Genomic DNA, 13,485 nt, shown 5'->3' on the forward strand with positions numbered 1-13,485 from the left:
TGTCACCTTGAGCGGAGTCGAAAGGTCCTCGACTCCGCTCGGACTGACACAATTTTGTTTCTCAAAATCAATCTGTCATCGGTAGCGGAGTCGAAGGGTCAGTGTGACAGGAGTCGAAGGCCATTTACAGCGAATGTGACAAACAGCAGTTATGAGACAGCCTCTTTTTAACAAATAACGCTATAACTTTTTCAACAGCCTCTTTGAGATAAGACGACAGTCTTTCTATGCTTTTCTGTCTAGACTTAATTCAGCTTTTTCCATGCAGAAATAATAATCACTCCTCCCAGAATTGCGATACCTGCTGCAATAAACCCAGGTAATAAATTTCCATAAATAAAGAAGCCTGTGGAGAAAAGGGCGGCATACACCATCACTGTCCCGGTAACCATAAGGCCGATTTCTTTTGGCAGTTGACCTTGCTCCTGCTTCTCAGCAGGATATCTGTCCAGAACTTTTTTCCAACCATATGCTGCCGGAGTTACTTTTCTGTAGAATGAAAGTAAGATTTCATCCTTTTCGGGTTGGGTTAAAAAGGTCACCAAAAGCCAACCGACAGTGGTGATGGACACCGAATAAAGCAACTTCAAATAGGCTTGATTTTCAGGAATCATTATCCATCCTACTTTTGGATTGATCACTTCAAAAAAGATGGCTACCACAAATGAAATCGCCATCGCAGAAATCTCCGTGTAGGCGTTGATTCGCCACCAAAACCAGCGAAGAATGAAAATCAAACCCGTGCCGGCACCAATTTGAAGTAAGATGTTAAACGCATCCAATGCCGATGAAAGTGCCAAAGCCAAGATCGCAGAAAGCACCATCAAACCTACTGTAGAGATCCTTCCCACTGCCACAAGTTGCTTGTCTGTTGCCTCAGGTTTGACAAATCGAAGGTAAAAGTCATTCACGACATAGCTCGATCCCCAATTCAGGTGTGTTGAAAGCGTGGACATTACAGCAGCAATCAATGATGCCAAAACGATCCCGATCAAACCCGTAGGAAGGTAGGTAAGCATCGCGGAATAGGCCAAGTCATCGCCAAGTTTGTCCACAGGAATATTTGGAAATGCAGCTTGCAAATCAGAAATATTCGGGAAAATCACCAATGATGAAAGCGCAATCAAAATCCATGGCCAAGGTCTCAGCGCATAATGTGCAATATTGAAAAACAAGGTAGCACCGATAGCATTTTTTTCATCCTTTGCGGAGAGCATCCGTTGGGCAATATACCCTCCACCTCCCGGCTCAGCACCCGGATACCAGGTCGCCCACCATTGAATAGCGATTGGCATCAGAAATAGAGGAATGTACATATTCGGATCACTGAAATCCGGTAGAAAATTCAGCTTCGTAGACACAACATCATGCGCCAAAAGGTTACTCAGGGAGCCGATTTGCGGAAGGTCAAGAATGTAATAGGCCGCACCAAAGGAGCCTGCTATTGCGATAAAGAACTGAAAGAAGTCAGTCAGCAGAACCCCCTTGAGCCCACCCAGCGAACTGTAGACAACAGTCACGATCGAAGCAATTAACAAAGTTTGAATCGGAGAAAGACCAAGCATCACCCCCCCAATCTTGATCGCTGCAAGCGAGACGGTAGCCATGATGACCACATTAAAAAACACACCTAGATATAATGCGCGAAATCCTCTCAAAAATGCCGCTCCCCTTCCGGAGTAACGCATTTCATAAAATTCCAAATCGGTGGTTGCCTCGGATCTTCTCCAGAGCTTGGCATAGACAAATACGGTCAACATACCAGTCAGCAAGAACGCCCACCAAGCCCAGTTGCCCGCTACGCCATTTTTTCTGACAATATCAGTCACCAAGTTTGGTGTATCTGCAGAGAAAGTAGTCGCCACCATCGATACGCCAAGAAGCCACCATGGCATGTTACGGCCAGAAAGGAAAAACTCTTTGGCCGAACTCCCGGCAGATTTTGCAGTGAATAGCCCTATACCGAGGGAAATTATAAAGAAGGCTGCTATGATGCCCCAATCCAAGGCGGTTACATTCATAAGGTCTGGGTTTAATTTGGCGTCCAATTAACAAAAATTTTCTTTGAATGATGAAAAGCTTCTTTAATATTTTTGAAAAATAAAGGTAGAATAGAGTCCTTGTGTTACCTCCCAATTTTTCAAAAGTCAAATTCAGCAAAATTCCTTTTCTTCCACCTATTTTCGCATCATGAACGTAGACTTGACCCCTATTCTTACCCAATCCTACACCTTCCTAGCTGATCAATCGCTCTTAATTTCAGAATTAGGCGAAGGACTAATTCACGAAACGCTATTGCTAGAGGGTAAAACCAAAAAATGGGTTCTCCAGGGATTCAATGAAGCCGTTTTTAATTTTCCCGAACGAATAGATTACAATCTCTCTTTATTAAGCACCCATTCAAAAACACGTTCTCTGCCTTTTTTGCTACCCTTACCTATTCTAAACAAGGCTGGAAAAGGACTGACAAAAATTGGCGGAAAAAATTATCGACTTTTTGATTTTGTAGAAGGAAAAACTCTTCAGCTGATTGAAAATCCAAACCAGGCATTTCTCGCGGCGCAGGCCTATGGGGAATTTGCAAACTGGGCAAAAGACATCAGCGGAGAGGCAATGCAAGAAACCATCCCCAATTTTCACCGCTTGGATCTTCGCTTCCAAAAGCTGGAAGAAGTCAGCAATTCGAGAAAGAAACTCACTTCAGAAGAAAAGGAAATACTGGATTTTTATCTAAAGCAAAAGCCTTTAATCGATTGGTATTTGGCACAAATAAACGAACTGCCAATTCGGGTTACCCACAACGATACCAAAATCAACAACCTGATATTCGCTGAGGATTTATCGAAAGTTGAGGCTTTGATCGACCTAGATACGCTGATGGGTGGATTTCTGATGTATGATTTTGGGGATTTGGTGCGAACTGTCACCTGTACTTCTCCAGAGACCTCGACCAATTGGGAGGAAATTCAGCTTATTCCTGAAATTTTCGAAGAATTACTGAAAGGATATTGGGAAGGAGTAAAAGGCATCGCTACATCCAATGAAGCGAAATCTTTGATTTTAGGAGGCGAAATCATGACCTTGATTATGGGTTTGCGCTTTTTCACAGACCACCTGCAGGGAAATGTTTACTATCGGGTGAGCTACCCTGAACAAAACTTCCATCGGGCCAAAAACCAGCTGATTTTCCTAAAGAGTCAGCAAGATACTAGAGAACTGCTGATCCGCATTTGGGAGAAAGTCACAGGCCTAAGTTATTGATTCCTGACAATTGATTTCAAAAACTTGGCTTTTGAACTTGAGCAGACTTAATTTGCTTTTCCCCAAAAAACAGCTCCCTTGACCGGAATTTTTGACACAAGAATCGAATACCTGAAAGGCGTCGGCCCGCAAAAAGCCGAGCTACTCAATAAGGAGCTAAATATTTTTACCTATGGGGAAATGCTTCAGCATTACCCCTTTCGATATGAAGATCGCACGAAGTTTTTCAAAATCCGCGAACTCAGTGATGACTTGGAAAATGTGCAGGTAATCGCACGAATCAAAAAAGTCGAGCTCATCGGTACAGGAGGAAAAAAAAGATTGGTGGCCCATGTTTTTGATGATACGGGCGAAATGGAAATGACGTGGTTTAAAGGAATCCAGTGGGTTCAACGGAAACTTCCGCCCGGAGCGGCTTTCATATTCCTTGGCAAACCGGCCCAATTTGGAAGAAAGTGGAGTATGGCCCATCCCGAGATGGAACCTGTGACATCTGCCAATGAACAGCGGAATAATTTTCAACCGGTCTATTCCACCACAGAAAAACTTCGGGCGAGATTTTTGGATTCCCGGGGAATTTCAAAAATTCAGGAAGTCCTGGTTCCGGCAGTTTATCCTCATATCCCGGAAACACTCTCCCTGGAAATTCTTAACCAGTATCAACTCCTCGGCAAGCAGGAATCTATACGTCAAATTCATTTTCCCACAGCCCCGGATCTCCTTCATCGGGCGAGGAAGCGGCTGAAGTTTGAAGAATTTTTTTACTTACAACTCAGGCTTCTGAAAATGAAAGTGACCCGGACAGAAAAATCCCGCGGTCAAATTCTTTCCAGCACAGAATTGCTGACTGATTTCTACAAAAACCACATTCCCTTTGAACTTACCAATGCCCAAAAACGGGTAATCCGGGAAGCCTACACCGATATGAAGTCGGGGAAACAGATGAATCGTCTGACACAGGGTGATGTGGGAAGTGGGAAAACCATGGTGGCTTTTATCTGCACCTTGATCGCGATTAGTTCGGGAGCGCAGGCCTGCCTGATGGCTCCGACGGAGATTTTGGCAAATCAACATTACGAAGGGCTGAAAGAATATTCCGAAATGATGGGGATAAAAATCGCCCTGCTAACCGGTTCCACTAAGAAATCTGCCCGAAAAGTAATTCATGAAGAGTTGCTCAATGGAGAGTTGAAAATTCTCATCGGCACCCATGCCCTTTTGGAAGATATTGTTCAATTCCAAAATCTTGCACTTGCAATCGTGGATGAACAACATCGCTTCGGAGTAGCGCAGCGGGCGAAACTTTGGGCGAAAAATGAGGCATTCATTCCACATGTCTTGGTAATGACTGCAACTCCGATTCCAAGAACCTTAGCGATGACCTTGTATGGAGACTTGGATGTGTCTGTGATCGATGAACTGCCCGCAGGAAGGAAACCTATCCAAACTGTCCATCGCTACGATAAAGACCGCTTAAAAGTCTTTGGCTTTATCAATGAGGAAGTAAAAAAAGGCAGACAAGTCTACATCGTTTATCCTTTGATCGAGGAATCTGAAACCATGGACCTCAAAAACCTGATGGATGGATACGAAAGCATTTCAAGGGCTTTTCCACAATACCCCCTGAGCATCGTTCATGGTGGCATGAAATCCGATGCGAAAGACTACGAAATGCAGCGCTTTATCAAAGGCGAAACCAAGATCATGGTGGCTACTACGGTCATTGAAGTAGGTGTCAACGTACCAAATGCCTCGGTGATGATCATCGAAAATGCGGAACGGTTTGGACTTTCCCAGCTTCATCAGCTCAGAGGAAGAGTGGGGAGAGGCGCGGAGCAAAGTTATTGTGTGCTGATGAGTAAATATGAGCTTTCGAAAGATTCGAAGGTACGCTTGGAAACGATGGTGCGAACCAATGATGGATTTGAGATTGCCGATGTAGATCTGAGGTTGCGAGGTCCCGGGGATATGATGGGAACGCAGCAGAGTGGGATCACAGATTTGTTGATCGCCGATTTGAGTAAAGATGCACCAATTTTGACTTTGGCGAGAGATGCAGCACAGCAACTTTTGGCAAATGACCCGGAGCTGAGTCAACCGGAAAATTCAGCGATTCTGAGGCAGGTAAAGCAACAGAAGGCAACTGCGGTGAATTGGAGTCGAATTAGCTGAAAGAGGTTGAAAAGTGGTAAAGTTTTAAAGTTGCAAAGTTGTACCGATCTTTTAGCCCCAGTGATTTTTTAAAAAAGTGATTTATTTTTTTGATTTAAACATAGTTCCAATTCTTCTAAAAATCTGCTTTTCCTTTTCCCAGAAGAAGTTGAACTGCCCGAAAATAAAGCCATAAATCAGGAGGAAAATCTGATAAAGCGGTAGGATAAGAATCAAGTAAAGTACCGTATTGACAAATCCCTGTCCTCCACCACGCTCCACCCCAAAGAAATTCAGGATTGGGTTTTTAATGAAAAGTATTGTGAAACCCGTACAGGCAAAAACCACCAATACCAAAACTACCTGAAGCAAACTATCCAGTTTCCACTTGGTCTGAAGGCGTTGAAGAAATCCGGGTTTTTGATCTTCCATAAATTAAAATTGGTCGTTTTGGTATAGTAGAAAATTCTATTCTTCGCCGGATAACTTTAGCAATTTCTTCTCAAGATTCTTTGAAAACCTGAAATCGGTTTTTTTGACTTTTTCCAACACAGGTTTTACTGATGAAATCAAATTTTGCCTTTTTGCTAGTATAAGAATGCCTAGCGTACCCGTGATCTTAAGACCGAGATTTTCTGCAAATTTCCTTCCTTTTAGATCATCAATTATTAAAAGTGGATCCGTTTTTTCCAAGCATAAAGCGATAGCACTTGATTCTCCTTTATCTAAAGATGCTTCTAAAATTCGTTGATAGGTTTTGTTTATTGGGGAGTCTATAATTATCCACTTTGGCAATGGAAGTTCATATTCAGTTGCGATTTCTGGTGTAATAAAAACAGTGTGAAATAATCTTTGAAGCAAGTCTAATTCACCAATTTTCTGCAAAAGAATCAAACAACTTGTATCAGAAATGATAGTTTTTTGCATTTTCTACATCACTTTCTAATTCAGATTCTGAATAATTAAATAGTGAAACTCCAAAATCCCCCAAGCTTTCCATAAATGCGGCTTTAGTCAACCCGACAAGTTCCGCACCTTGCCCAAGAGAAAGCTTTCCTTTCTGAACCAAGCGTGCAGCGATTGCCATAAGGGCTTCTTTATCATCAAATTCAACTGTGTTTGGAAGATTGATCTTGAGCGTTTTCATATCTTGAATATACTTATAATTAAGCTTTATTCATTCATGCCGGGTGTTTTGATTCGTTTAGAAATACTAGAAACCACGGATGCACCGTTTTTCATGTGCATCTGTGGCTTAGAAATCACCAGCTAAAAACCCCTTCATTCAAACTTTTCAAAGCCGGATTTTTATACTTAGCATCGACCAAAATCGAGACATTGTGACGGCTGCCCCCATAAGAAACCATCCGCACAGGAATATCTACCAGAGAATCCATCACTGATTTGATCGCTCCCTTGGTTTCGGAAACCATATTGCCAACAATACAAATGATCGCCTGATTCCGATCTACCTCAACTGTTCCAAAAGCTTGAAGTTCTGAGATGATTTGCTCCAGATGACTCAAATCATCGATCGTCACTGACACGGCCACCTCGGAAGTGGTAATCATGTCAATCGGGGTCTTATACTTTTCAAAGACTTCAAATATCCTCCTCAAAAAGCCATAGGCCAAGAGCATTCGACTGGATTTGATTTTTATGGCTGTAATTCCGTCTTTCGCAGCGATGGCTTTCACGCCTTTGGTTTCTACAGATTCCTTGATCAAGGTACCATGCGCAGACGGCTCCATCGTGTTGAGCAATCTTACCGGAACATTGTACAATTGGGCTGGCCAAATGGAAGCCGGATGAAGGATTTTAGCACCGAAGTAGGCCAACTCGGCAGCTTCGTCAAAGGAGAGTTCAGCAATCGGCCTAGTGCGCTCTACAATTCTCGGGTCATTATTATGCATGCCATCGATATCTGTCCATATCTCGCAAACGGAGGCCTTAATCGCAGCAGCAATCAGGGAAGCCGTGTAATCACTTCCTCCCCGCTTGAGGTTATCAACTTCATTTTTATGATTTTTACAGATGTATCCTTGGGTGATGAAAAGTCTACCATCCGGATTTTGTGAAAGTATCGCGGTAAGTTTTTCGGATATTTTCCCCAATTCCGGTTCAGAATTTTCATCAATGCTCATGAAATCCAAGGCCGGCAGGAATACTGCCGGGATTTCCAGTTCTTCCAAAAGTGTGTAAAACAACTTGGTGGAAAGCAATTCTCCCTGAGCCAAAATATCCCGGTTAATCGCCTCGTTAAACGAGATTTTCAACAGAATATTCAAAAACTCAAAATGCTCTTTGATGATCGCCTCAGCCTTCGCCTGAGTCGGAGCTTTTTTCAGCAAAGCTGGATAAAACCCCAAATAATGCGCATGAAGCGTGTCAATACGCTCTTTGGCCAGTGTTTTGTCTCCTGAAGCCAAAGCATCGCCGATTCCCACCAGGGCATTGGTGGTACCAGAAAGTGCAGAGAGCACCACAATCGTAGGCTCATCGCCTCGGGTAATCAGGTCTTTCACCTGATGCATTCGCTCGGGACGACCCACAGAGGTGCCCCCAAATTTCATGATTTTCATGGCTATATATATAGGTTTGAATAAGAATGGTATCGCGCCAATACTCACTAATTGAAGTAAGCATGGCTCGGATTTCTTGTGTCTTGCTACTAGTGTCTTGTGATTACTTTTAGAATCCAAGCATCTTGATGGCGGTGATTGCTGCTTCGTCGCCTTTGTTACCGTGCTTACCGCCTGCGCGATCCATGGCCTGTTTTTGAGTGTCTGGTGTCAAAACTCCAAAAATTACCGGCTTGTTATACTTCAGTCCGACATTGGTGATTCCATGTGCCACGGCGTCACAGATAAAATCAAAGTGTCGCGTTTCGCCCTGAATCACGCAGCCAAGACAAAGTACCGCATCGATGCTATCGTCCTGAGCACACCATTGTGCTCCCAAGGTTAGTTCGAAAGATCCGGGAACATTCTTACGGATGATATTTTCTTTACTGGCTCCATGCTGAAGCAGCGTCTGATAAGCGCCAGAGTAAAGCGCCTCAGTTACCTCCTCATTCCATTCGGAAACGATAATGGCAAATTTCTTGGAACTGATATCCTGAATATTTTTTGAGCTGTGCTCGCTTAGGCTTTTGAGTGATGTGGCCATGAAGTTTTGAATTTGAAGGATTGTTAAAAACAAAAAAGAGTAAGACCTAAGGCCCTACTCTTCTAATAATGCGGTATGCAACAGCATTACTTAGCGGCAAGGCCTTCTAAGCGTGCTTTGTGTTTTCGGGCAGCGGAATACTCAAATGACTCGTAGTATTTTTCTTCAATCTCAGTATAGGTAGCAATTGCATCCGCAGTTTTGCCTGCCTCTTCCTGAGCTACGGCCAGTTTAGCCAAATACTTTGGAGTAGTAAATTTATTCTCGTTGGTACGTGCAGCCTTGGTATAGTTTGAGATAGCCTTATCAAAATTTCCCAACTCAAGATTAGCATCGCCGATCAAAGCATAAGCCTTAGACTGTACCAGGTAATCATCAGATGAAAACTTTTCCAAATGAGTCAAGGCTCCCTGAAAGTTTTTCTGAGACAGATAAATCGATCCAAGATAGAAGTTTGCAAGATTTGCAGCATCTGTTCTGGGATAATCTTCGACAATTTTCAAAAACCCTTTATTGATCCCGTCTCCGTTTATTGCAAAGTCAACGCTATCCTGCTCAAAGAAATAGACCGCCTGAAACATTTCAGCCTGTGCTTTTTCATTTTTATTTTGGTTGTTGATCTGGAAGAAAAGAATTCCGCCGATCAGGACAATAGCAGCTGCTATCACACCCCCCAATACTTTACTGTTTTTCTTTAAAAAAGCCTCACCTCTGCCGATTCGCTCTGCGAGCACTTCCGGATTTTCCAAGACCTCGTTTTGGGTTGCTTTTTTAGATTGTTTTGTCGCCATGTTACTCAAATTTCGGTCGCAAATATACGGTTTTTATCAAATACACAAGCCCAAACAAAAAAGCCATGAAATCTCGGAAAGACTTCATGGCTTTCAGTTTATTTGGACTTGGTTTATTCCATTACAAAAGGATAATCTTCCTGAACGTAGACGTCTTTGAATGCATCTTGTCCATCTGGAAGCGGAGATTCTTCAGCAAATTTCACTGCATCGTCCACCTGCTTTTTCACTTTTTTGATGATTGCCTCGATTTCTTCCTCAGTTAAAATCTTGTTTTCTCTAATTGTGGAAAGAACCTGCTCAATCGGATCGCGCTGCTTGTATTCTTCAACCTCTTCCTTGGTTCGGTATTTTTGGGGATCAGACATGGAGTGCCCTTTGTAGCGATAAGTTCTGAACTCCAACAAAGTTGGGCCATCTCCTCTTCTTGCTCTGTCAGCCGCCTCAGCCACCGCCTCGTGAATGGCCTCTACGTTCATCCCATCTACGGGGAAAGAAGGCATGTCATAAGCTTCTCCGATTTGATAGAGTTCAGTGACATTAGAAGTACGTGCTACGGAGGTTCCCATCGCATAGCCGTTATTCTCAATTACAAAAATGACGGGAGTTTTATAAAGCATTGCCAAATTGAAGGATTCATGCACCGCTCCCTGACGGACCGCACCATCTCCCATATAGCAAATCGCCAGATTTTTTGTGCCTTTGTATTTTTCTGCCCAGCCCAAGCCCAAGCCCATAGGAACCTGTGCGCCTACGATCCCATGACCACCTGCAAAGTTTCGTTCTTTGTCAAATATGTGCATGGAGCCGCCTTTACCTTTGGTGGTTCCGGTAGCTTTTCCAAACAATTCCGCCATCACAGCTCCCGGATCGGTACCCAATCCCAGTGGATGCGCATGACATCTATAGGCAGTGATCCACTTGTCATCTTTAGTCAAAGCACTGATGGATCCGGATGCGCAGGCTTCCTGTCCAATATACAAGTGGCAGAATCCACGGATTTTTTGCTGACCATAAAGTTGCCCCGCTTTCTCCTCAAACCTCCTCATTAAGAGCATACTCTCATACCAGAAAGTGTAGGTCTCCTTTGAATATTTTACTTTGGACTTTGTCGCTGCAGTTTTCTTTGCCATATCGTACTGATCAAAATATGCTATTTTAGGCCTCAAATATAGCAATCCCGACCTAAAAATCAGGCAGCCACTCAAATAATTCCCTCCCGCATGCATCTGGAGTCCATCGATTTAATCCAGTTTAAAAATCACATTAAAACTACCCTGAAGTTTTGCCCACAGCTCAACTGCTTCATGGGGCTGAACGGCAGCGGCAAAACCAATATCCTCGATTCCATCCATTACCTGTCTCTCACCAAGAGTGCAGTGCAAAGCAGCGACACGCTGAACATCTCACACAGTCAGGACTTTTTTGCAATCAAGGGGAAGTTTCAGATCGAGGAAAAACCACTGGAAGTCCGCTGTACCTTCGAGGCAGGTAAGAAAAAACTGATCTATCAAAACGGAAAGGCACTGGAAAAAACCAGCGAACACGTTGGGATTATTCCTATCGTATTGATCGCTCCTGACGATACCGAACTTATCAAAGGAGGAAGTGAAGGCCGCCGCAAGTTTTTTGATGGGATGATCTCTCAACTCGATCATCCATATCTGGATCAACTGATCCGCTATCACCATTTTCTAAAGCAGCGAAATGCGCTACTCAAACAATTTGCCGAAACGGGCCGAAGAGATTTGACCTTGCTGGGAAGCTACGATCAAGAACTCATTCGGCTAAGCATCATCTTGGCAAACCGCCGGGCGGAACTGCTGGAGCAAATGGCTTTTCTTCTCCAAGACCATTATTCGGAAATCTCCAATGGTACAGAGGAGGTCGCGGTCAGCTACCAAACCGAAGCATTGCGGCCGGATTTCGCGGAATATTTTCTTAGCCTTCGGCAAAAGGATCTAGCCACCAAAAACAGCAATGCTGGAATCCACAAGGACGACTATGACTTCCTGATCGGCGATCACCCGATCCGAAAGATCGGCAGTCAGGGACAGCAGAAGTCCTTTATCATTGCTTTGAAGCTTGCCCAGTTTCAGATTTTTGAGGAGTACAAAGGCGAAAAGCCGCTGCTGCTACTGGATGACATCTTTGACAAACTCGACGATGAGCGCATCGCCAAGCTGATGGAATTGGTGTCCAAGGGAACTTTTGGACAGATTTTTCTGACTGATGCCAGGCCGGAAAGATCCAAAACCATTTTGGGAAATCTGGATGCTGAGGTGAAGTTTTTTGAGGTGGAAAAGGGGGAAATTAAAAAGTAAAAAGAGGCCGAAGCCTCCTCAATTTCAGACTCTGGTTTTTGAAAATAAAATAGAGCAAAAATTGACTTTTTCAATACTCCTTGATCAGCACCTCAGCAGGAATCTTCAATTTTTCATAAAGCTTTCTGATCATCCCAAGACTTAATTTTCTTTTACCTGAAAGGATCTCAGATTTTCTGGATCTTGCACCTAAAATGGTAGAAAGATCTGATTCGGATAGATTCAATTGTTCCATCCTAAACCGTATCGCCTCCAATGGGTGAGGCGAAGGGATTGGGAAGTGTTCCAATTCATATTCTTTAATTAAAATAGATAGCACTTCCAATTCATCAGAAAAAGCAGAATCTTCAGGCAATTCGAGCTGCATCAACTCGTAAGCCCTCTTCAATGCATCTTCATATTGTTGATTATTTTTTATTGGCCTTATCATAAGTTCCTTTTGCCTGTAAATCGAAAACCTAACAATACAACTCTAAAAAGAAAACTCTCCAAGGGATTTAAAACCCTTGGAGAGTTGCGCAACCAATAAAAAAGAGGCCGAAGCCTCCTTAATTTTAAATTCTATTTTTTGAAAATTTTCTTTACTATATCCCATCCATTTTTGAATATTATTAAAGCAAGAGACACCAATAGGAGGAAAATAATAAAAATGACGAATAAATACACATAAGTCCCCATGATAATTTTTTTTAAGGTTCAGAATAATACCAGCTTACATCTCCCGAACACGCATTGATTCTGACAATAAGATTGACATTGTCATAATTAATAAATGGAGATCCATCAACAAATAATGTAATCGCAACTGTATAACTAATATTAAATCCGTAAGTATTATTCTGAGAACCTACAGGATTTACTACTGTATTGGTCACCGTTAAAAAAGGGTAAAAACCATACATTCCAAAACTTGATGAATTTAAATTCCCATTTCCAACGCCTAAATAAATTTCCACCCCATTCAGATCTGCTTCACCAGGTAAAGGCATGTTGGGAACTCGAATCCTAGCTAAATGTGAGTTTTGAAAGCAAAGAACTTTACTATTTAAATATTGTTCATGAGAGTTTACCGGAGGAACGAGAATTTTAAATATTGATGAGTCCTGAAAAAAATTGTTCCGGTTAAATATTTCGATTAATTCCGTGTAATTAATCTCCCCCTCATTTGATTTTCCTTTTCTCAAATAATTGAAAAACACTTCAAGTTCTGAGGATTTCAAATGTATTCCAACTGTTTTCCCACTCTCAAAAGAACGTAGTGGGATTGCCCTGAATCCATATTTTTCAGAAATTTTTTCAACTTTTCCCGTTAACTCCAAATTTTCAGTTTCTGTATCAGTACATGAGGCAAAGAACAAGAGAACCATCAATAAAATTAATGTGTTTTGTGTTTTGTGTTTTGTGTTTTGTGTTTTGTGTTTTGTGTTTTCATAAAAATATTTTTTTAGTGTTCCCAAAGGAAACTCGAATATTTCATTGAAAAAATACCCTATATAGGGTATTTTTTGAGTGTTTTTGAAAATAATTGGAGTAGAAGTAAGACTTTTTCAATACTCCTTGATCAGCACCTCAGCAGGAATCTTCAATTTTTCATAAACCTTTCTGATCATCCTAAGACTTAATTTCCTTTTACCTAGAAGTAGAACCCTAAAATCACTACTGTCCGAGAAACGGTTTTAAAATTTAGGGTAAGCTTCTTAGGAGAAGCCTACCCTTTTTGCTGTATTTTAGGTTTACCACAACTTCAAATTACAGCGGATGAAAAATACACATTTCTTCGGACAGCCGAT

13 protein-coding genes are annotated in these 13,485 nt (G+C 42.3%); 3 read left to right on the top strand and 10 right to left on the bottom strand.

Translation table 11 applies throughout. The features are described from left to right. Nucleotides 1-245: 245 nt before the first annotated feature. Complete coding sequence (locus Q8M62_RS17460) at nt 246-2,021, bottom strand: sodium:solute symporter family protein (RefSeq protein ID WP_304899418.1); 1,776 nt, start codon at nt 2,019-2,021, stop codon at nt 246-248. Nucleotides 2,022-2,190: 169 nt separating this feature from the next. Here Q8M62_RS17460 and Q8M62_RS17465 point away from each other — a divergent pair, with 169 nt between their 5' ends. Then, complete coding sequence (locus Q8M62_RS17465) at nt 2,191-3,261, top strand: phosphotransferase enzyme family protein (protein WP_304899419.1); 1,071 nt, start codon at nt 2,191-2,193, stop codon at nt 3,259-3,261. A gap of 78 nt (nt 3,262-3,339) precedes the next feature. Beyond that, nucleotides 3,340-5,433: an ATP-dependent DNA helicase RecG gene (gene recG / locus Q8M62_RS17470; RefSeq protein ID WP_304899420.1), complete on the top strand. Its 2,094-nt coding sequence runs from the start codon at nt 3,340-3,342 to the stop codon at nt 5,431-5,433. An 81-nt stretch (nt 5,434-5,514) separates the two neighbouring features. Here recG and Q8M62_RS17475 read toward each other — a convergent pair whose 3' ends face one another. From Q8M62_RS17475 to pdhA, 7 genes are all read right to left on the bottom strand, one after another. After that, the gene (locus Q8M62_RS17475) at nt 5,515-5,844 is read right to left on the bottom strand and encodes a DUF6787 family protein (RefSeq protein WP_304899421.1); all 330 of its coding nucleotides are present in this window, start codon (nt 5,842-5,844) and stop codon (nt 5,515-5,517) included. Nucleotides 5,845-5,880: 36 nt separating this feature from the next. Continuing rightward, on the bottom strand, nt 5,881-6,339 hold the full coding sequence (locus Q8M62_RS17480; RefSeq protein ID WP_304899422.1) for a DUF3368 domain-containing protein: 459 nt from the start codon (nt 6,337-6,339) through the stop codon (nt 5,881-5,883). Then, nucleotides 6,317-6,559, bottom strand: a complete 243-nt coding sequence (locus Q8M62_RS17485) for a UPF0175 family protein (RefSeq protein ID WP_304899423.1) — start codon at nt 6,557-6,559, stop codon at nt 6,317-6,319. Before Q8M62_RS17485 ends, Q8M62_RS17480 begins: the two co-directional genes overlap by 23 nt. 115 nt (nt 6,560-6,674) lie before the next feature. After that, nucleotides 6,675-7,994, bottom strand: a complete 1,320-nt coding sequence (locus Q8M62_RS17490; RefSeq protein ID WP_304899424.1) for an aspartate kinase — start codon at nt 7,992-7,994, stop codon at nt 6,675-6,677. 109 nt (nt 7,995-8,103) lie between these two features. Then, a complete protein-coding gene (ribH, locus tag Q8M62_RS17495; RefSeq protein WP_092729023.1) occupies nt 8,104-8,580 on the bottom strand; it encodes a 6,7-dimethyl-8-ribityllumazine synthase in 477 nt (158 codons plus the stop codon). Nucleotides 8,581-8,666: 86 nt separating this feature from the next. Continuing rightward, nucleotides 8,667-9,371 (bottom strand): tetratricopeptide repeat protein, encoded by a 705-nt coding sequence (locus Q8M62_RS17500; RefSeq protein ID WP_304899425.1) that lies wholly within the window; start codon nt 9,369-9,371, stop codon nt 8,667-8,669. 113 nt (nt 9,372-9,484) lie between these two features. Beyond that, the gene (gene pdhA, locus Q8M62_RS17505; protein ID WP_304899426.1) at nt 9,485-10,504 is read right to left on the bottom strand and encodes a pyruvate dehydrogenase (acetyl-transferring) E1 component subunit alpha; all 1,020 of its coding nucleotides are present in this window, start codon (nt 10,502-10,504) and stop codon (nt 9,485-9,487) included. A 90-nt stretch (nt 10,505-10,594) separates the two neighbouring features. Between pdhA and Q8M62_RS17510 the strand changes: the two genes are divergently transcribed. Continuing rightward, nucleotides 10,595-11,695 carry a DNA replication/repair protein RecF gene (locus Q8M62_RS17510; protein WP_304899427.1) on the top strand — a complete coding sequence of 367 codons (1,101 nt, stop codon included), beginning with the start codon at nt 10,595-10,597 and terminating at the stop codon, nt 11,693-11,695. A 70-nt stretch (nt 11,696-11,765) separates the two neighbouring features. Here Q8M62_RS17510 and Q8M62_RS17515 read toward each other — a convergent pair whose 3' ends face one another. After that, nucleotides 11,766-12,125 carry a type II toxin-antitoxin system HigA family antitoxin gene (locus tag Q8M62_RS17515; RefSeq protein WP_304899428.1) on the bottom strand — a complete coding sequence of 120 codons (360 nt, stop codon included), beginning with the start codon at nt 12,123-12,125 and terminating at the stop codon, nt 11,766-11,768. A 259-nt stretch (nt 12,126-12,384) separates the two neighbouring features. Further along, nucleotides 12,385-13,152: a hypothetical protein gene (locus tag Q8M62_RS17520; RefSeq protein ID WP_305668230.1), complete on the bottom strand. Its 768-nt coding sequence runs from the start codon at nt 13,150-13,152 to the stop codon at nt 12,385-12,387. Nucleotides 13,153-13,485: the final 333 nt, after the last annotated feature.

The sequence above is a fragment of the Algoriphagus sp. genome, assembly GCF_030694375.1.
In the GTDB taxonomy this organism is placed as follows: domain Bacteria; phylum Bacteroidota; class Bacteroidia; order Cytophagales; family Cyclobacteriaceae; genus Algoriphagus.

What these genes read in the sequence shown, in the direction of transcription:
- pdhA (WP_304899426.1), bottom strand. Translation starts at nt 10,504, where the DNA reads ATGGCAAAGAAAACTGCAGCGACAAAGTCCAAAGTAAAATATTCAAAG.
- Q8M62_RS17490 (WP_304899424.1), bottom strand. Translation starts at nt 7,994, where the DNA reads ATGAAAATCATGAAATTTGGGGGCACCTCTGTGGGTCGTCCCGAGCGA.
- Q8M62_RS17465 (WP_304899419.1), top strand. Translation starts at nt 2,191, where the DNA reads ATGAACGTAGACTTGACCCCTATTCTTACCCAATCCTACACCTTCCTA.
- Q8M62_RS17510 (WP_304899427.1), top strand. Translation starts at nt 10,595, where the DNA reads ATGCATCTGGAGTCCATCGATTTAATCCAGTTTAAAAATCACATTAAA.
- Q8M62_RS17500 (WP_304899425.1), bottom strand. Translation starts at nt 9,371, where the DNA reads ATGGCGACAAAACAATCTAAAAAAGCAACCCAAAACGAGGTCTTGGAA.
- Q8M62_RS17475 (WP_304899421.1), bottom strand. Translation starts at nt 5,844, where the DNA reads ATGGAAGATCAAAAACCCGGATTTCTTCAACGCCTTCAGACCAAGTGG.
- Q8M62_RS17485 (WP_304899423.1), bottom strand. Translation starts at nt 6,559, where the DNA reads ATGAAAACGCTCAAGATCAATCTTCCAAACACAGTTGAATTTGATGAT.
- Q8M62_RS17515 (WP_304899428.1), bottom strand. Translation starts at nt 12,125, where the DNA reads ATGATAAGGCCAATAAAAAATAATCAACAATATGAAGATGCATTGAAG.
- Q8M62_RS17460 (WP_304899418.1), bottom strand. Translation starts at nt 2,021, where the DNA reads ATGAATGTAACCGCCTTGGATTGGGGCATCATAGCAGCCTTCTTTATA.
- Q8M62_RS17480 (WP_304899422.1), bottom strand. Translation starts at nt 6,339, where the DNA reads ATGCAAAAAACTATCATTTCTGATACAAGTTGTTTGATTCTTTTGCAG.
- ribH (WP_092729023.1), bottom strand. Translation starts at nt 8,580, where the DNA reads ATGGCCACATCACTCAAAAGCCTAAGCGAGCACAGCTCAAAAAATATT.